Source organism: Streptomyces radicis, assembly GCF_003626575.1.
GTDB lineage: Bacteria > Actinomycetota > Actinomycetes > Streptomycetales > Streptomycetaceae > Streptomyces > Streptomyces radicis.
The window spans coordinates 606,509-623,620 of the sequence record NZ_RBDY01000001.1 but is presented as its reverse complement, the minus strand read 5'-3'; the positions used below and the strand labels follow the sequence as shown (position 1 = coordinate 623,620).

At 73.9% G+C, this 17,112-nt stretch carries 15 protein-coding genes; 12 read left to right on the top strand and 3 right to left on the bottom strand.

Annotation, left to right across the window (positions count from 1 at the left end; all coding sequences use genetic code 11):
• Positions 1-11 precede the first annotated feature (11 nt).
• The 4 genes from D7318_RS02780 (at position 12) to D7318_RS02765 (ending at position 3,884) form a co-directional block, all read left to right on the top strand.
• The gene (locus D7318_RS02780; RefSeq protein ID WP_120695173.1) at positions 12-2,693 is read left to right on the top strand and encodes an exo-rhamnogalacturonan lyase family protein; all 2,682 of its coding nucleotides are present in this window, start codon (positions 12-14) and stop codon (positions 2,691-2,693) included.
• 116 nt (positions 2,694-2,809) lie between these two features.
• Complete coding sequence (locus D7318_RS02775) at positions 2,810-3,175, top strand: DUF2089 domain-containing protein (RefSeq protein ID WP_120695172.1); 366 nt, start codon at positions 2,810-2,812, stop codon at positions 3,173-3,175.
• Entirely contained in the window at positions 3,172-3,432 is a 261-nt protein-coding gene (locus tag D7318_RS02770; RefSeq protein ID WP_120695171.1) for a hypothetical protein, read from the top strand. Before D7318_RS02775 ends, D7318_RS02770 begins: the two co-directional genes overlap by 4 nt.
• 20 nt (positions 3,433-3,452) lie before the next feature.
• Entirely contained in the window at positions 3,453-3,884 is a 432-nt protein-coding gene (locus D7318_RS02765) for an SHOCT-like domain-containing protein (RefSeq protein WP_120695170.1), read from the top strand.
• Positions 3,885-4,085: 201 nt separating this feature from the next.
• Here the strand turns inward: D7318_RS02765 and D7318_RS02760 are convergent, their stop codons facing one another.
• The gene (locus D7318_RS02760; protein ID WP_120695169.1) at positions 4,086-4,652 is read right to left on the bottom strand and encodes a MaoC family dehydratase; all 567 of its coding nucleotides are present in this window, start codon (positions 4,650-4,652) and stop codon (positions 4,086-4,088) included.
• Between the two features lie 56 nt (positions 4,653-4,708).
• Positions 4,709-5,602, bottom strand: a complete 894-nt coding sequence (locus tag D7318_RS02755; RefSeq protein ID WP_120695168.1) for a LysR family transcriptional regulator — start codon at positions 5,600-5,602, stop codon at positions 4,709-4,711.
• Between the two features lie 113 nt (positions 5,603-5,715).
• Here D7318_RS02755 and D7318_RS02750 point away from each other — a divergent pair, with 113 nt between their 5' ends.
• From D7318_RS02750 to D7318_RS02740, 3 genes are read left to right on the top strand one after another with little or no spacing between them, the layout of a single operon-like run.
• Entirely contained in the window at positions 5,716-6,969 is a 1,254-nt protein-coding gene (locus D7318_RS02750) for a CaiB/BaiF CoA transferase family protein (protein ID WP_120695167.1), read from the top strand.
• Positions 6,954-8,195, top strand: coding sequence for an SLC13 family permease (locus tag D7318_RS02745; RefSeq protein ID WP_120695166.1), 1,242 nt, complete (start codon positions 6,954-6,956; stop codon positions 8,193-8,195). The genes D7318_RS02750 and D7318_RS02745 overlap by 16 nt, the downstream gene beginning before the upstream one ends.
• 26 nt (positions 8,196-8,221) lie before the next feature.
• Positions 8,222-9,121: an HpcH/HpaI aldolase/citrate lyase family protein gene (locus D7318_RS02740; RefSeq protein WP_120695165.1), complete on the top strand. Its 900-nt coding sequence runs from the start codon at positions 8,222-8,224 to the stop codon at positions 9,119-9,121.
• Here the strand turns inward: D7318_RS02740 and D7318_RS02735 are convergent.
• Positions 9,100-11,064, bottom strand: a complete 1,965-nt coding sequence (locus tag D7318_RS02735) for an FAD/NAD(P)-binding protein (RefSeq protein ID WP_120695164.1) — start codon at positions 11,062-11,064, stop codon at positions 9,100-9,102. The two genes, D7318_RS02740 and D7318_RS02735, sit on opposite strands and share 22 nt — an antisense overlap.
• Before the next feature lie 313 nt (positions 11,065-11,377).
• On the opposite strand from D7318_RS02735, the gene D7318_RS02730 reads away from it, so the two are divergent.
• From D7318_RS02730 to solA, 5 genes are read left to right on the top strand one after another with little or no spacing between them, the layout of a single operon-like run.
• A complete protein-coding gene (locus D7318_RS02730) occupies positions 11,378-12,127 on the top strand; it encodes an SDR family NAD(P)-dependent oxidoreductase (protein ID WP_120695163.1) in 750 nt (249 codons plus the stop codon).
• Positions 12,127-13,623 (top strand): NAD(P)-binding domain-containing protein, encoded by a 1,497-nt coding sequence (locus tag D7318_RS02725; RefSeq protein WP_120695162.1) that lies wholly within the window; start codon positions 12,127-12,129, stop codon positions 13,621-13,623. Before D7318_RS02730 ends, D7318_RS02725 begins: the two co-directional genes overlap by 1 nt.
• Positions 13,620-14,888, top strand: coding sequence for a MalY/PatB family protein (locus D7318_RS02720; protein ID WP_120695161.1), 1,269 nt, complete (start codon positions 13,620-13,622; stop codon positions 14,886-14,888). The genes D7318_RS02725 and D7318_RS02720 overlap by 4 nt, the downstream gene beginning before the upstream one ends.
• A gap of 41 nt (positions 14,889-14,929) precedes the next feature.
• Positions 14,930-15,919: a LysR family transcriptional regulator gene (locus tag D7318_RS02715; RefSeq protein WP_120695160.1), complete on the top strand. Its 990-nt coding sequence runs from the start codon at positions 14,930-14,932 to the stop codon at positions 15,917-15,919.
• Positions 15,916-17,106 carry an N-methyl-L-tryptophan oxidase gene (gene solA / locus D7318_RS02710; protein ID WP_120695159.1) on the top strand — a complete coding sequence of 397 codons (1,191 nt, stop codon included), beginning with the start codon at positions 15,916-15,918 and terminating at the stop codon, positions 17,104-17,106. The genes D7318_RS02715 and solA overlap by 4 nt, the downstream gene beginning before the upstream one ends.
• Positions 17,107-17,112 lie beyond the last annotated feature (6 nt).

The window sequence follows — 17,112 nt, the reverse complement described above, 5'->3', positions numbered from 1 at the left end:
AGGACAAAACCTTGACGCCTGCACCCGCCCCGCGCGGCCCGCTCCCGCCCGACGACACGCCCCTCGCCGTCGAGCCCGTGCGCCTCCACTGGCTCGACGGCGTTCCCTCGACCACGACGGGCGCCCGCTGGGGCGTCTCATGGCCACGCGGCCGGGTCGCCGCCGACACCGAGTTCGCGCTCACCGACCCCCGTGGTCGCGGCGTTCCCGTGCAGAGCTGGCCGTTGGCCTACTGGCCCGACGGCAGCCTCAAGTGGAGCGGGCACTGCGTCGGCGCCGACGCCGGGCGCGCCGACGGTCTCCACCTCGCCCCGGGCGCGCCCACGGCTCCCGAGCGGCCGGTGACCGTGCGGCACGACGGCGGGGACATCGTGGTGTCCAACGGGCTCGTCGACGTGCGGGTGGCGGGCGGCGGCCTGACCCCGCTGCGCTCCCTCGGCCGCGACGGGCGGATCACCGCGGTGGACGGCCGGTTGACGCTGCTGCTCCAGGAGGGCCCCGACGAGGGGGACGCGGCCACGCTCCGCCGCACGGCCTGGACCGGGGTGGCCACCGAGGTGGACATCGAACAGTCGGGCCCGGTGCGCGCGGTGGTGAAGCTGAGCGGCCACTACGCCCAGGACGGCGACGGCGACGGAGGTGACGGCCACGGAGGTGACGGCCACGGAGGTGACGCCCCAAAAGGCGACGGCCGCGCGCTCTTCCCTTGGACGCTGCGGATCTTCCTGTCCGCCGGTGCCGAGTCGATCCGGCTGGTGCACCACTTCGTGTGGGACGGCGACCCGGAACGGGACTTCGTGAAGGGCCTCGGGCTGCGGCTCACGGTGCCGTTGACCGACGAGCCGCACGACCGTCATGTCCGCTTCGCCGGGCGGGACGGCGGGGTGTGGGGCGAGCCGGTGCGCGTCCTGACCGGCCTGTGGCGGGACCCGGGCGAGGAGGTCACCGCCGCGCAGGTGGCCGGTACCGCCACGCCGCCGGTCGCCGAGTGGGACGAACCGGTCCGCGACGGCCACCTCGATCTCGCGACCTGGAACGAGTTCCGGCTGGCCCAGGACTCGGCCACGCACTTCTCGATCGCCAAACGGACCAGGCCGGGCGTCAGTTGGCTGCGCCACGCCGGTCACGGCGACCGGGCGCCCGGCCTCGGCTACGTCGGCGGCGTCGGCGGCGGCCTGGGGTTCGGGCTGCGCGACTTCTGGCAGCAGTACCCGCGCGCCCTCGACATCACCGGCGCCGCCACCGACCGGGCCACCGTCACGCTGTGGTCCTGGTCCCCCGAGGGCCACGCCATGGACATGCGGCCCTACGACGAGGGGGGACACAGCGCCCCCCTGGCCTACGAGGACAGCCGCGACGGCTGGGGCGATCCGCGAGGGATCTCCCGCTCCACCGACATGGAGCTGTGGGCGTTCCCCACCACCCCGCCCCGGGCCAGGATCGCCGAGCTCGCCGGGGCGCTGACCGCACGCCCCCAGGTGGTGGCCGCGCCCGGGACGTACCTGGCCGCCGGGGTCTTCGGCAGATGGGGCCTGCCCGACCGTTCCACCCCGGCGCGCCGGGCGCTCGAGGACTCCGTCGACGCCACCGTCGCCTTCTACGCCCACCAGGTCGAGCAACACGCGTGGTACGGCTTCTGGGACCACGGCGACGTCATGCACACCTACGACTCCGACCGCCACACGTGGCGCTACGACGTGGGCGGATACGCGTGGGACAACGCCGAGTTGGGCACCGACGCCATGCTCTGTTACGCCTTCCTGCGCACCGGCGACCCGCGCACGTTCCGCCTGGCGTCCGCGATGACCCGGCACCTCAGCGAGACCGACACCTACCTCACGGGCCGGTTCGCCGGTCTCGGCTGCCGCCACAACGTGCTCCACTGGGGCGACGGCGCCAAGGAGGCCCGCGTCTCCGAGTCCGCCACCCGCCGCTTCCTCCACTACCTCACCGCCGACGAGCTCATCGGCGACCTGATGCGCGCCTCGCTCCAGGCCGACGCCACCCTGCAACGGACCATGCGGGGCCGCATCCGCATCGGGCCCGACTGGTACGCGCTGGTCAGCAACTGGCTCACCGAGTGGGAACGCACCGGCGACACCCGCTGGCGCGACCGGATCACCACCGGCATGCGCGACATCGCGACCTTCCCGGCCGGGCTCTTCACCGGCGAGGCGGGCAGCCACGTCGGATGGGACCACACGACCGGTCACCTGACGGACCTCGGCGTCGGCGACTTCGACGGGGGCTACAACCTCACCATGGCCTTCTGCGGCGAACAGATCATGTTCGAGACCATCGAGCTCGTCGACGAGCCGGAGTTCCGCAGGACCCTGCTGGACTTCGCCCGCTACGCCCAGGCACCGGCCGAGGAGCGGATCGAGCGCTACGGCCGCGACTTCGACCCCGGTCTCTTCCCCACCATCTACTCCAAGGTCACCGCCTGGGCCGGGGAGCAGCTCGACGACCCCGCCCTCCGCCAACGCGCCTGGACCCACTACCTCGACGACCCCCGGGGCCGCCCCTGGGACCCGCCGGTCCGCGTCGATGGCGACGCCGTCCTCCACCCGGTGGACGAAATCCGCGCGCCCTCGCCCCCCGACAGCAACAACTCCGTCGCCACCAACGACGCCGCCCAGCGCGTCCTCGCCCTTGTCGCCCTCCTCGCCCTGGCCCCCGAAGAGGCCCCCTGACCGCACCCCCACCGAGGGCCGGATCAATAAAATCAAGATCTCCGCGTTGACTCCTTAAAAATCTCAAGGTACAAATAAACGGCAAGCGTGTCGTCGCCGAGAGCAGGGAGCCGCGGGTGGACTGGCAGGAGTTGACGGACCTGACGCGCGGACAGCCGTTCGTGGTCGAGCGGGTCCGCCTCGCGGGCGGCGGCGTCGCGATCGAGGGGCAGTTCGAGCCGCCGCAGCTGGCCCAGCTCGGCATCGACGACCAGGTGTTCGTCGCCGCGTTCGTGCGATCGCACGGCTCGATCAAGGAGATGGAGCGGATCTTCGGGGTGAGCTACCCGACGATCAAGTCCCGGCTCAAGCGGATCTCGGAGCGCCTCGACTTCGTCGACACCGACCCGGCGCCCACCCCCGCCGCCGACGTCGTCGACCGCCTGCGGCGGGGGGAGATCAGCGCCGAGGAGGCGCTGGCCGAGTTGGAGGGCCCCAGATGATCCCGCACCTGGTGACGGTGCGCCGTCGCCGCCGCAACGGCCGTCGGCAGCGGCTGTACATCCCTGTCCTGCCGGTGCTGCTCGTGCTGTCACCGCTGCTGCTGCTCGCCGTGCTGGGCGGGCTGGTCGCGTGCCTCGTCACCCGGGTGAGCCCGGTGGGCGCGCTGCGCGGCGCCGGACAGCTGCTGTGGGCGCTGCCCGGCACCCGGATCGAGATCGCGCGGGGCCGAACGGCCGTGCTCGTAAGCGTCAGATGAGCCCGAGGGGAAGAGCACCCATGAACGAGCAGCGCCGCCAGATCCTCCAGATGCTGGCCGAGGGCAAGATCACCGCGGACGAGGCCGAGCGGCTCATCGACGCCATCGCACGGGATCGGCCCGAGTCGCCGCCGGGAGCCGCGTCACGCCCGAAGGCCCGCCCCAAGTATCTGCGCGTGGTGGTGCACGCGGTGGACGACTCCGGCGGCGACGGGCCGAGCCGGGTCAACGTCCGCGTCCCGCTCCAGCTGCTGCGCGCCGGGGTCCGGCTCGCGACCCTCGTCCCTCCGCAGGCGCTCACCAAGGTCAACGCGGAGCTGGCGAGGTCGGGGGTGCCGATCGACCTCGCCGAGCTCAAGCCGCAGCACCTCGAGGAGCTCATCGAGCACCTCGACGACGTCAACGTCGACGTGGACGACCCCTCGGCCAAGGTGCGGGTCTTCTGCGAGTGAGGCCGCCGCGGCGCGGGGCGGCCGTCCGGTGCGACCCTAGGGCCTGTCTGACAATCCCCGGCGGGCTCGCGACGACTGGCATCCCGCCTGGCTGCGTTGCCGAATCGCGCGAGTACGGCTGAGTACGAGCTGCGATCCGGCGCCTTGCCAGGCGGGCGCCATCCGCCGCTCGCTGATCCACCGGGAATTATCAGACAGGCCCTAGAGTCCCGCGGCCCTGCGGGCGCGTTCGTCCCAGACGGGCTCCACCGAGGCGAACGTCGGGCCGTGGCCGCGGCGGTAGACCATGAGCGTCCGTTCGAAGGTGATGACGACGGTGCCCGTCTCGTTGTAGCCGACGGTGCGGACCGTGACGATCCCGACGTCCGTGTGGCTCTTCGAGTCCCGCGTGCTCAGGACCTCGGACTGCGAGTAGATCGTGTCTCCCTCGAACACCGGATGGGGCAGCCGCACGCGGTCCCAGCCGAGATTGGCCATCACATGCTGGGAGATGTCGGTGACGCTCTGCCCGGTGACCAGGGCGAGGGTGAACGTGGAGTCCACCAGGGGCTTGCCCCAGGCCGTCCCCGCGGAGTAGTGACGGTCGAAATGCAGCGGCGCCGAGTTCTGGGTGAGCAGGGTGAGCCATGAGTTGTCGGTCTCGAGGACGGTGCGCCCCAGCGGGTGGCGATAAACGTCCCCCACGGCGAAATCCTCGAAGTACCGGCCTGTCCAGCCGACGACCGGTCGGCGCGCGGAGGGGGCGTCGGGGCGGCTCTCAGCAGTCATGAGGTGATTATCGAGAGGGGCGCTCGGCGTTGTGAAATGACCGTTCTTCGCCACGACTATGCGTAGGGCGCATGAGCTGTGGACCTGACGTGGTCGAAGAAGCGGTGCACGACGGGCGGCCTTGTGCCGGTCGGCGAGCTGATCATCCCCACGGTGCGCAGGGCCCCTCGATCGCCGAGGGGCACGGCGGTCACCGGCCCCCGCCCCTCGGTCGGGCTGCCGGTGATGGGCACGATCGCCACCCCGAGACCGGCCTCGACGAGGGAGCGGAGGGTGCTCAGCTCGGTGCTCTCCAGCGCGATACGAGGGGTGAAGCCGGACGCGGCGCAGAGCCGGTCGGCGATCTGCCGCAGCCCGAACACCGGTTGCAGGGCCACGAAGGTCTCATCGGCCAGCTCGGCGGTCCTGACCTGCCGCCGCTCGGCCAGCCGGTGGCCGAAGGGGACGAGCAGACACAGCGGTTCGTCGCGCAGGGGCGTCCACGTGAGGTCGTCCCCGGTGGGGCGTGGGCTGGTCAGGCCCAGGTCGAGGCGGCCGTGCCTGACGTCGTCGACCACGGTGTCGGCGGCGTTGCCGCGCAGCTCGAACGTGGTGCGCGGGGCGATCGTCCGGTAGCCGGCCAGGAGCTCGGGCACCAGCCATGTGCCGTACGAGTGCAGGAAGCCGAGCGCCACCGTTCCGGCGTCGGGGTCGACGAGCGTGGCGATGCGCTGCTCGGCCGCCTCGATCTCGGCGATGGCGCGGAGGGCGTGGGCGCGGAAGACCTCGCCGTACTTGTTGAGCCGCAGGCGGTTCTGGTGCCGGTCGAACAGCCGCACCCCGACCCGCTGTTCCAGGCGGCGCACGGCCCTGGACAGGGTCGGCTGCGAGATGTTCAACCGCTCGGCCGCGAGCGTCACATGCTCGTGCTCGGCCAGCGTGGCGAACCACTGAAGCTCCCGGATCTCCATCCTCGGACTATACGTCCCACGCATGAGGTCGGCGCCAATCCGTCATTTCACAGGGACCACGAGGCGGCCCACAGTGTCCTCACCACCGAGCAGATCTCCATGGGAGGGACCCCATGCCCGAGCCGCGTCATCGTGACATCCGCCCGGCCCCGGACCCTGTCGAAGGCCCGCTGAGCGGACTCGTCGTCGTCTCACTCGAGCAGGCCGTCGCCGCTCCGTTCGCCACCCGTCAACTGGCCGATCTCGGGGCGCGGGTCATCAAGATCGAACGCCCGGGGAGCGGCGACCTCGCCCGTGGCTACGACCGCACCGTCCGAGGCATGTCGAGCCACTTCGTGTGGCTCAACCGGGGCAAGGAGAGCGTCCAGCTCGATGTCCGTTCGCCCGAGGGCAATCGGCGGCTGCGCGCGCTGGTCGACCGGGCCGACGTGCTGGTGCAGAATCTCGCGCCCGGGGCCGCGGCGCGCCTCGGCATCGGCCACCAGGCCCTTGCGCTCTCCCATCCGCGGCTGATCACCTGCGACATCTCCGGGTATGGCAGCACGGGGCGTTACCGCGACCGCAAGGCCTACGACCTTCTCGTCCAGAGCGAGGCGGGCCTGCTCGCCATCACCGGCACGCCGGACACCGCGTCGAAGGTCGGGCTCTCCATCGCCGACATCTGCGCCGGGATGTACGCCTACTCGGGCATCCTCACCGCCCTGCTCGAGCGGGCCAGAACCGGCGAGGGCTCCCGGCTCGAGATATCGATGCTCGAGGCGCTGGGCGAGTGGATGGGGTACGCCGAGTACTTCACGCGTTACGGCGGAACGGCTCCGGCCCGCACGGGCGCGAGCCACGCCACCATCGCCCCCTATGGGCCGTTCACCACGCGCGACGGGCAGGTCGTCGTGCTCGGCCTCCAGAACGAACGCGAGTGGGCGTCCTTCTGCGACATCGTGCTGCGCCGCGGGAGTCTGCGCGATGACCGCCGCTTCGCCGGGAACGCCGACCGCGTGGCCCACCGCGGCGAGCTCGACACGCTGGTGGGAGAGGTGACCGGCGGGCTCACCGCCGATGAGCTCGTGGCCCGCCTGGAAGAGGCCAGGATCGCCTATGCGCGCCGGCGCGACGTTCACGAGTTCAGCGACCACCCCCAGCTGCGGGAACGGGGTCGCTGGGCCCCCTTCGACAGCCCCGTGGGGCAGTTGGAGGGGCTCATCCCCCCGGTCACCGTGCACGGCGGCGCCGCGGAACCGCGGCGGATGCGCCCCGTACCGGCGCTCGGTGAGCACACCGAGGCCGTACTCGCCTGGCTCGACGCCCCAGGGACGAGCGCTCCCGCGGCGGCGGACCTGGGCGGGGGCGCGCCATGTCCACGGAGCTGACCGGGGTCCTGATCCTCGTCGCCGTCTTCGTGCTGTCCAGCGTTCGAGGGCTCAACATGGGGGTGCTGGCGCTGGTCGCGGCCTTCCTGTTCGGCTGTGCCGGACTCGGCCGCACGGCCGAGGACGTGCTGGACGGGTTTCCCGCGGAGATGTTCGTCGTCCTGGTCGCCGTGACCTTCCTGTTCGGCATCGCCAGGGTCAACGGCACGGTCGACTGGCTGGTGCACGCCGCCGTGCGGGCGGCCGGGCACCGCGCGGGCGTGGTGCCCTGGATCCTCTTCCTGGTCGCCGCGCTGCTCTGCGCGACCGGGGCCGCGTCGCCCGCCGCGGTCGCCATCGTCGCGCCCATCGGTGTCACCTTCGCCGTGCGGCACGGGCTCGCCCCGCTCTACGCGGGCCTGATGGCGGTCAACGGGGCCGCGGCGGGAAGCTTCTCGCCCACCGGGATCCTGGGCGGCATCGTCAACTCCACCGTGAGCCAGAACGACCTGTCCATGAGCGGCGGGCAGCTCTTCGCGGGCACCTTCGCCTTCAACCTGGCCGTCGCCGGGGTCACCTGGCTGTTCTTCCGGCGCCGCCACGTCGAGAGCCCGCCGCCGACCGCGCCTCGGGAGCGGGCCGACACCCCCGCGACCGCGGTGGGGGTGGAACAGGCGGCGACCCTGGCCGCCATGATCGGCCTGCTGCTCGGCACCACCGTGCTGTCCTTCGACACCGGCTTCACGGCTCTGACCCTGGCCGCCGCACTGGCCCTGTTCTTCCGGCCCACCGCCCAGAAGGCCACCCAGGAGATCGCGTGGCCCGTGGTGCTGCTGGTGTGCGGGATCGTCACCTATATAGCGTTCCTCCAGACGATCGGCGTCGTGGACTCGCTGGGCACGATGATCGCCGACATCGGCGCGCCCCTGCTCGCCGCCCTCATCATCTGTTACGTGGGCGGCGTCGTCTCCGCCTTCGCCTCCACCACCGGCATCCTGGGCGCGCTCATGCCGCTGGCCGTTCCCTTTCTCGCCTCGGGAGCCATCGGGACGACCGAGATGGTCATCGCGCTCGCGGCCTCGGCGACCGTCGTCGACGCCAGCCCCTTCTCGACCAATGGCGCGCTGGTCATCGCCAACACGCCCGAACCGCGGCGCGAGGACACCTACCGGGGCCTGCTGCGCTGGGGCGCCGGTGTCTGCGCCCTCGCCCCCGTCACCGCGTGGTTCACGTTCGTGGTCCTGTGACGCCCCTCCCTAGGAAAGGCAACGCCATGCAACGCCACGCCCGCACCCTGCTGTTCGTCCCTGGTGACCGGCCCGACCGCTTCGCCAGGGCGGCGGCCAGCGGCGCCGACGGTGTGCTGATCGATCTGGAGGACGCGGTCGCTCCTCAGGACAAGGCGCGGGCGCGCGAGGCGGCCGCCGCGTGGCTGACCGGACATCGCGCCCTGGTGCGCGTCAACGCCACCGGCACCGTCTGGCACGACGACGACCTCGCCGCCCTCGCCGAGGCCCCGGGGCTCGCGGGCGTGGTGCTGCCCAAGAGCTCGACGGCGCCGCACGTCGCGTCGGTGGTGGCACGACTGCCGCCCGGTGCGGTCCTGTTGGCCCTGGTGGAGAGCGCCGTCGGGCTGCGCGACGCGGACGCGATCGCGGGCGTGCCTGGCGTGGGCCGACTGCTCTTCGGCAGCGTCGACTACGCCCTCGACGTCGGCGTCCTCCCGTCCGAGCCGGGTCAGCCGGAGCTGGACTGGGCGCGTTGCTCCCTCGTCAACGCGTCGCGGGCGGCCGGGCTGCCCGCGCCGCTCGACGGTGTGTACACCCGACTCGACGACGAGCGAGGGCTGCGCGAGTCGTCCCTGCGGGCCAGGGCCCTCGGCTTCGGCGGCAGGCTCTGTGTCCACCCCGCCCAGATCCCCACGGTGCACCGAGCGTGGCGGCCGACGGGCGAGGAGGTGCGGTGGGCTCGACGGATCCTGGAGGTGGCGGGCGACTCCCTCGGCGCGGCCGTGCGGGTCGACGGCCAGATGATCGATCTGCCGCGCCTGGAGTGGGCGCGCGGCGTCCTCGCCCCGCACCAGGACGCGGACGCCCGGTCACGCGGCCCTTCGGGCCCGGGAGATGACCGGCCGGGGGGCGTCGGCGGGTCTCAACGCGCGGCCGACGGATGACCGACGGACAGCGCGGCCCGCGCGCAGGCGTCGGCCTCGCGCAGGACCGCCGAGTCCGTCCCCGCCACCGGCGCGATGACGGTGAAGATCCGCAGCGACTCCACCGGCAGGCCCACCGCGAACAGCCGCCGGTGCCGCGAGCCGTCGGCCCTGACCACCGCGCCCGTCGCGGCGTCCACGTCGAGCCCGGGGCGCGCCAGGCCGCCCACCCGGTGCGGCCGCGCCTCGCGCCGCGCGCACAGCGCGTCGAGCACCGTGCCGGTGCCGTCCCCGCGCCCCGGCGGCGGCAGATACGCCTCGACCACCGCGTCCACCGCCACCCGGCGGCCCGGCACCGCGTCCGACCAGGCCACCGCGGTGCCCGCCGCCGTGTCGACGCGCATGCCGGGGGGCAGCAGGCGGACCACGTCGGCCCGTAGCAGCGCGAGCAGTTGGCGGACCCGGAACGCGGGCGGCACCCCGCACACGACCCCGGCGAGCCGCAGGAACGGCAGCAGGTCGGCGTCGTAGGAGCGCGCGGTCAGCCGCCCGTCGCCCGCGGCGGCGGGGAGCAGGGGCCGCACCGCGCCGTAGCAGGCGAGCGCCGCCTTCAGCGGGCTGTCGGGGCCGCGTTCCGCCTCCCGCAGATCGTCCGTCAGGTAACGCGTCGCCCACGCCCGGTACGCCGCCCAGCTCCGCACGTCGGGCACCGGGCGCTCGGCCGCGGCCAGGTCGAGCCGGTCCGCCGCCCTGGGCACCGCCCGCGCCACGCGCGCCGCCGCGTCGCGCGACGCGGCCGGGTCGACCGCGTCAGGCGCGGCCAGTGGGCCGAGCAGCGCGACCGGGTCCCCGGCGAACGCGCCGGGCGAGACGCGGGCCAGCGTCGTGTAGTAGGCGAGGGTCGCGTCGCGGCGCAGCGCGGGCAGCACGGCGGCGCCGAGGTCCGCGTCGGCCGCGGGCAGGGCGGCGATCGCCCCGCGGGTGTGCGCGAGGTCGGGAGCGGCCCATGGGCCGCGCAGCTCCGGCTGGGCGCGGAACGGCAGTCCGCGCCGCGAGCCCGCGTACACGATCGGCTCGTCGCCCCCGCGCCGGTACGCCAGGCCGCCGGAGCCGTCCGCGGTGAACGAGCCGCCGCGGCCCTGGGTGAGCAGGATCAGGGTGTCGAAGAAGCTCATGCCGAGCCCCTTCAGCGCGATCGGCGCACCGGGCGCGATCCGGTCGAGGTCCTGGTCGACGGGGCTGTCCGCGGGCACGAGCCGACCGGTTCCCGCGCCGCCCGACCCGCCGCGTCCCGACCCGCCGCGCCCTGCCCTGCCGAGGTGCCAGCCGAGGGCCAGGATCACCGCGTCGGCCGGGAGCGCGGTGCCGTCGTCGAGCAGCACCCGCGCGCGTTCGTCCCCGTGCGCCGCGCGCACATCCACCGCGCGCCGCGCGTGGTGGGCGACGCGCACCCCGGGGGGCAGCCGGGCGATCACATCAGCGAGCGCCCAGGCCAGGTAGCGGCCGAAGAGCGCGCGGGACGCGAAGTCCCAGGGGCGCAGCCGTGCGGCCTCGGGCGCCGCGGCCCCGAGGCCGCCGGGGCGCACCCGGTCGGCGACCTCGGCCAGCGCGGAACGGCGTGGCTCGGCCAGCGGGGCGCCCGCCGCGAGACGGGCCCACTCGTAGAGCGTGGGCGCCGGTGGGTCGGCGGGGCCGCGCACCGCCGACTCGGGGCCCGTGAACACCGTTGTGGCGTCGGCCCTGGTGTTCATCACCAGGTGGGGCGACTGATCGGTGCGCCAGATCCGTCCGGGGCCCGGCCGGTGCGGGTCCACGAGGTCGACCGTGAGCCCTTCCGCCGCGCTCGCCGGGGCGCCGCCCGCCGGGTCGAGCAGGGCGCGCAGCCGGTCGAGCAGGATGGTGCCACGCACCCCGGCGCCGACCACGCACAGTCGTCTGTCGCCCCCTGGCTCGTCGGTGTCCACGGGCGTCTCCCTCTCCCTCTCCGAAGGGGTCAGTAACCGGGTCAGTAACCGCCATGAATTTCACGCAGACGTTACAAGCGTGTTTTCGATAGGCGCTCTTAATGGCTCTACCAGGGATATAAGGTGTGCCTTCCGTCGCCGTGGATCACGGAATTGACGCCACGTATCACCAGCTCAGCGCGGGTTCTGAAGCGTCCTCTTTCCTACCGGGAAGAAAAACGACCTACCCGGTGCGCCCGGCTTTCTGCAAATCTCTTGCCACTTACCTCCTCGCTCGGAGAGTTCACGCACAGGCAGAAGGAGTTTGCCGCTCATGACCCGCATGACCGGACGCACCGCCCTCGTCACCGGGGCCTCGCAGGGCATCGGCGCGGCCGTCGCCCGTCGCCTGGCGGCCGAGGGCGCGACCGTCGCCCTCACCTACGCGCACGACGCGTCCGGGCCCCTGGCCGCCGAGGTGTGCGCCGCGATCGAGGCCGAAGGCGGCAAGGCCGTCACGCTGCGTTTCGACGCGGAGGACGACGAGCAGGTCCGCACCCTCATACCGAACGCCGTCGCGGCGCTCGGCCGCCTCGACGTCCTCGTCAACAACGCGGGCGTCGGCATCTACCGGCCGGTCGACGAGATCACCGACGAGGACGTCGCCAGAACGCTGCTGATCAACACCGCGGTGCCCTACCGGCTGGCCCGCGACGCGGCGGCCGTCATGACGGAGGGCGGCCGCGTCATCTCCATCGGCAGCACCGTGGCCACGCGCGTGCCCAGGCGGACCTCGTCGGTGTACGCGATGAGCAAGGCCGCCCTGATCGGCATGACCAAGGGCATGGCGCGCGACCTCGCCGACCGCGGGATCACCGTCAACCTGGTCAGCCCCGGACCGACCCGCACCCGGTTCACGCCGCCCCCCGACTCGCCCGCCGCCGAGGCGATGATGCGGCTCAACGCGCTGCCCCGGTTCGCCGACCCGGCCGAGATCGCCGGGCTCGTCGCCTATGTCGCCTCGCCCGAGTCCGGCTATGTCACGGGCGCCAACCTCTGCGTGGACGGCGGCTACACGGTCTGATGAACGACGAAGCCACGCGCACGCGAGGGATCGCCGACCCGCGCCCGGGCGGGGACGGCGCTCTGACCCGGCGGGTGCGCCACGACCTCGCCGCCTTCGCCTATCCCGCCGTGCCCTGGACCCGTGGCCCCGATGGCGTCCTCGACGTCCTGATCGTCGGCGCGGGCCAGGCCGGGCTCGCCACCGCGCTGCGGCTGGCGCGGGAGTCCGTGCGCGACGTGCTGGTGCTCGACGCGGCCCCGACAGGGCGCGAGGGACCGTGGTCCACCTGGGCCCGGATGCCCACGCTGCGCACCCCCAAGGAGCTGTACGGGACCGAGGCCGGGATCCAGGCCGCGTCGTTCCGCGCGTGGTACGACGACCGGCACGGCGTCGGCGCGTTCGACGAGCTCCGTCTGATACCCCGCCTCGAGTGGAGGGACTACCTGTGCTGGCTGCGCGAGGCGGCGGGCCTCGAGGTGCGCAACGACACCCGCGTGACCGCCGCAGAGCCGGACGGCGCGCACTGGCGCGTCACCACCGAGGGCCCGGGCGGCACGGAGACCCTCCGCACCCGCAAGATCGTCGCCTGCACCGGCATGACGGGAGCGGGCGGGCCGCGGGTGCCCGCGTTCCTCGCGCCGCTGCGCCCCGGTCGCGCCGCGCACAGCTCGGACGCCATCGACTTCGCCGCGCTCGCCGGGCGCGCCGTCGCGGTCCTCGGCCTCGGCGCCTCCGCGTTCGACAACGCGGCCACCGCGCTCGAGCACGGCGCGCGCCGCGTCGTCCAGCTCGGCCGCCGGGCCGAGCTGCCGACCAGGAACGCGTTCCGCCAGCTGGAGCGCAAGGGGCTGTTCCGCGCCTTCCACACGCTGCCCGACCACATCAAACGCGCCTTCGCGCGCGAGGAGTTCGCCCTGCCGACCCCGCCCACGGGACCGTCGCTCGAACGGTGCCGCGCGCACGCCGGGTACGAGCTGCGTCTTGGCACCGATGTCACGGGGGCGACCGCCGCCGACTCGGGCGTGCGGCTGCGCACCGGGCCAGGGACCCCCGACGTCGACGCCGACTTCGTCATCGCGGCCACCGGATTCCAGGTCGATCTGGGCGCCGTCGACTGGCTCGCCCCGCTCGCCGGACACATCCTGCGCTGGAGCGACGTGCTGCCGACCGCCGAGGGCGGCGCCGCGCGCGAGCCCGACCGGCCCGACCGGCCCGACCGCCTCGACCGGCTGATCGGCGCGCACCCCAAGCTCGGGCCCGGCATGGCCTGTCGGCCGCGCACCGCCGAAGCGCCCGCCGCCCTGCGCAACCTCCACCTCTTCAACCTGGCCGCGCACGTCGACTACGGCATCGCCTGCATCGGCCTCAACGGCCTGCCCCAGTCCGCCGACAACGTCACGCAAGCGGTCTGCGCCGACCTCCTGGCGGAGGACGCGCCCCGGCTGCTCGCCGGGTTCCGCGCCTTCGCCGACGGTGCGAGCGCCGCAGGCCCCCACCAGGAGGACGCCCGATGAACACGGCACTTCCGCTGCGCCCCACGCCCCGTTTCGACCCCGCGCCGTTCGAGGCGCTGACCGTCGCGGACCTCACGGCCCGTCGCAGCGACAAGTGGACCCGTTTCCCCGGCCACATCGGCGCGGGCATCGCCGAGATGGACTTCGGCACCGCCCCCGCCGTCGAGGACGCCGTCACCGAGGCGGTCAGGTCGGGGCTGCTCGGCTACCTGCCGCGCTGGCTCTCCGCCGACCTCGCCCGCGCCACCGCCGAGTGGCACCTGCGCCGTTACGGCTGGCCCGTCGACCCGGCGCACATCCGGGCGATGCCCGACGTGCTGGAGATCCTCACCGTCGTCCTCAGCCAGTTCCACGACCAGGCCGCGCCGGTCGCCGTGCTCACGCCCGCCTATATGCCGTTCCTCACCATCCCCCGCGTGATGGGCCTGACCACCGTCGAGGTCCCGATGCGGGAGGACCACACCGGCTGGTCGATCGACGAGGCCGCGCTCGACCGCGCGCTCGCCGCCGGGGCCCGCACCCTCATCCTCTGCAACCCGCACAACCCGCTCGGCAAGGTCTACACCGCCGCCGAACTGGCCCGTGTCGCCGCCCTCGTGGACCGGCACGGCGCCCGCGTCTTCTCCGACGAGATCCACGCCCCCATCACGTTCACCCCGAGCCGCCACGTCCCCTACGCCTCGGTGCCGGGCGCCGCGGGGCACAGCATCACCGCGGTCTCCGCCACCAAGGCGTTCAACATGCCGGGGCTCAAGTGCGCCCAGGTGATCATCCCCGACCCCGCCACGCGCGACCGCTGGGCCGAGGTCGCGCACTGGAACGAGCACAAGACCTCGACGCTCGGCGCGCTGGCCACCGTCGCGGCCTACGACCGGGGCGAGGACTGGCTCACCGATGTCCTCGCATACCTCCGCCGCAACCTCACCCTCCTCGACGAGCTCCTGCGCCACCACGCGCCCGGCGTGCGGATGCGCGTCCCGGCCGCCACCTACATCGCGTGGCTCGACTGCCGCCCGCTGCTCGCCGGGACCGGGCCGATCGCGCTGGACCGGCACTTCGGCGCGTTCGGCGTGGACCTCGTCACCGGCGCCGAGTGCGGCGCCGCGGGCGCCGGATTCGTCCGGTTCAACTGCGCGATGCCCCGCCCGATCCTCGAACAGTCGGCGGAGCGCCTCGCCGAGGCCGTCGCCGCGCTCCATCAGCCGCAGCACGAGCAGGGCCGCCCCTTCCACCCGCTCGACGCGGCGGGGGGCGACCCGCCGTGACCGGGGCACGTCCCGCCAGCTCGCCCGCCAAGGGAGGAACCATGTATCCGGAACTCGACCCGAAGCTGCTGATCACCTTTCGCGCGGTCGCCCTCAAGGGGTCGCTGTCCGCCGCCGCGCGGGACCTGGGCTGGACCCAGCCGGCGCTCGGCCAGCAGATGCGGCGCCTCGAACGCTCCCTCGGCACCAGGCTGCTGGACCGCAGCTCCCGTGGCGTGCGGCTGACCAGGGCGGGCGAGGTGCTGCTCAAGCACGCCGACGCCGTCGTCGGGCGGCTCAGCCTCGCCGCCTACGACGTGCGCGCCGTGCTGCGGGAGCGCGACGAGGTCGTCCGGCTCGCCTCGTTCCCCTCCGCGTGCGCCGCGCTCGTCGCGCCCGTCATCGTCGACCTCTCCCGCTCAGCCGACGGCGCCGAGATCCGGCTCACCCAGAAGGAGCCGCCCGAGGCCACGCGCGCCGTGCTGCGCGGCGAGGTGGACGCCGCGCTCGTCTTCCACTACGACGACGTGCCCGAGCCCGACCCCGATCCCGGCATGGACCGCATCAGCCTGGGCCGTGACGACCTGCTCGCCCTCGTCGCGGTCGGCCATCCGCTGGCCGCCGCGCCCGCCATCCGGCTCGAACAGCTCGACGCGGCCACCTGGATCAGCGGCTGCCCGCGCTGCCGCGCCCACCTGCTCACCGCCACCGCCAAGCGCGGCTTCCGCCCCGACATCCGGCACGCCACCGACGACTACATGGTGGTGCAGCAGCTCGTCGCCTCGGGCGTCGGCGTCTCCCTCGTGCCGCGGCTCGCGCTGCGCGCCTACCAGCACCCCGGCGTCGCCCCGCTGCCCGTCGACGCGCTGCCGCCGCGGCACCTCTCCCTCCTGGTCCCGCACGCCAGCCAGCACCCCTCCGTCCACCGGCTGGCCGACGCACTGCGCGACGTGCTCGTGAACGAGGCACCCGCCGCGCCGCCGACTCCCGCCACGCTCCGCCCCGTTCCCGCCTCCCCCGCGGCCGCGCTGCCGGTCAGGAGGCCCGCATGAGCGCCCCGCGCGTCGCCGTCGTCGGCGGCGGAGCCATCGGCTCCATGGCCGCATGGCAGCTCGCCACCCGTGGCTTCGCCGTCACCGTCTACGAGCGGTACTGGCCGGGCCACAACGAGGGCGCGGGCGGCGGCGGCACCCGGATGTTCCGCCGCGTCTACGCCGAGGGCCCCGCCTACGGCCCGCTGCTCGACGCCTCCTGGCACCTGTGGCGCCGACTCGAACGCGCCACCGACACCGACCTGCTGCACCGCACCGGAGGGCTGTCCATCGGCCCGGCCCACCACCCCGTGCTGGCCGGTGGCATCGCCTACGCCGAACAGCGCGGCATCCCCTACGAGGTGCTGGACGCCGACGCGCTCACCGCCCGCTACCCGCAACACACCCCGCTCGACGGCGAGATCGCGCTGTTCGACCCCGAGGCCGGGGTGCTCCGCTCCAACCTCGCCATCCGCGCCGCCCTCGACGCGGCCGTCGCCCATGGCGCGGAGCTGCGCACCGGCACGACCGTGCACGGCGTCGCCGAGGCCCCGGGCGGCGGGGTCGAGGTCGCCACCGCCACCGGCACCGCCACCGCCACCGAACGCCACGACCACGCCGTCGTCGCCGGGGGCCCCTGGGCCCGCACCCTGCTGCCCACGCTTCCGCTGGAGACCCGGGCCATCTACCACACCTGGCACTTCGTCGAGGACCGCCAACTGCTGCGCCCCGAACGGTTCCCCATCACGCTGCGCCGCAGCGGCCCCGACCTGTCCTACGGCGCGATGTCCGCCCTCGACGGCACGCGCGTCAAGCTCGCCCCGCACGCGGACTACCCACGGGACGTCGAGGACGTCGACACGATGCGGCGGCATGTGCGCGCCGACTGGCAACACCGTTCCGCCGCGCTCATCAGGGCGCTGCTGCCCGGCGTCAGCCCCGACCCGGTCGAGTCCCAGATCTACCCCGAGTCGTTCACGCCCGACGGCCACGCCGCGGTCGGCGCGCTCGACGCCGACGCCAGGGTCGTCGTGCTCGCGGGGTTCTCGGGGCACGGCTTCAAGCTCGCGCCGGGCTTCGGTCGCGCCGCCGCCGATCTCGTCGCCACCGGCACCAGCGCGCTGCTGCCGCCCGACGTCGCGCTCGACCGCGACTTCCGCGCCCAGGTCTCCATCCGCGACCTGGTGCTCGACGCCGACCCCGCCTGACCCGAC

Coding starts and splice junctions, on each gene's coding strand:
- D7318_RS02770 (WP_120695171.1), top strand. CDS start 3,172: ATGATCCCGCACCTGGTGACGGTGCGCCGTCGCCGCCGCAACGGCCGT.
- D7318_RS02765 (WP_120695170.1), top strand. CDS start 3,453: ATGAACGAGCAGCGCCGCCAGATCCTCCAGATGCTGGCCGAGGGCAAG.
- D7318_RS02760 (WP_120695169.1), bottom strand. CDS start 4,652: ATGACTGCTGAGAGCCGCCCCGACGCCCCCTCCGCGCGCCGACCGGTC.
- D7318_RS02755 (WP_120695168.1), bottom strand. CDS start 5,602: ATGGAGATCCGGGAGCTTCAGTGGTTCGCCACGCTGGCCGAGCACGAG.
- D7318_RS02750 (WP_120695167.1), top strand. CDS start 5,716: ATGCCCGAGCCGCGTCATCGTGACATCCGCCCGGCCCCGGACCCTGTC.
- D7318_RS02745 (WP_120695166.1), top strand. CDS start 6,954: ATGTCCACGGAGCTGACCGGGGTCCTGATCCTCGTCGCCGTCTTCGTG.
- D7318_RS02740 (WP_120695165.1), top strand. CDS start 8,222: ATGCAACGCCACGCCCGCACCCTGCTGTTCGTCCCTGGTGACCGGCCC.
- D7318_RS02730 (WP_120695163.1), top strand. CDS start 11,378: ATGACCCGCATGACCGGACGCACCGCCCTCGTCACCGGGGCCTCGCAG.
- D7318_RS02725 (WP_120695162.1), top strand. CDS start 12,127: ATGAACGACGAAGCCACGCGCACGCGAGGGATCGCCGACCCGCGCCCG.
- D7318_RS02720 (WP_120695161.1), top strand. CDS start 13,620: ATGAACACGGCACTTCCGCTGCGCCCCACGCCCCGTTTCGACCCCGCG.
- D7318_RS02715 (WP_120695160.1), top strand. CDS start 14,930: ATGTATCCGGAACTCGACCCGAAGCTGCTGATCACCTTTCGCGCGGTC.
- solA (WP_120695159.1), top strand. CDS start 15,916: ATGAGCGCCCCGCGCGTCGCCGTCGTCGGCGGCGGAGCCATCGGCTCC.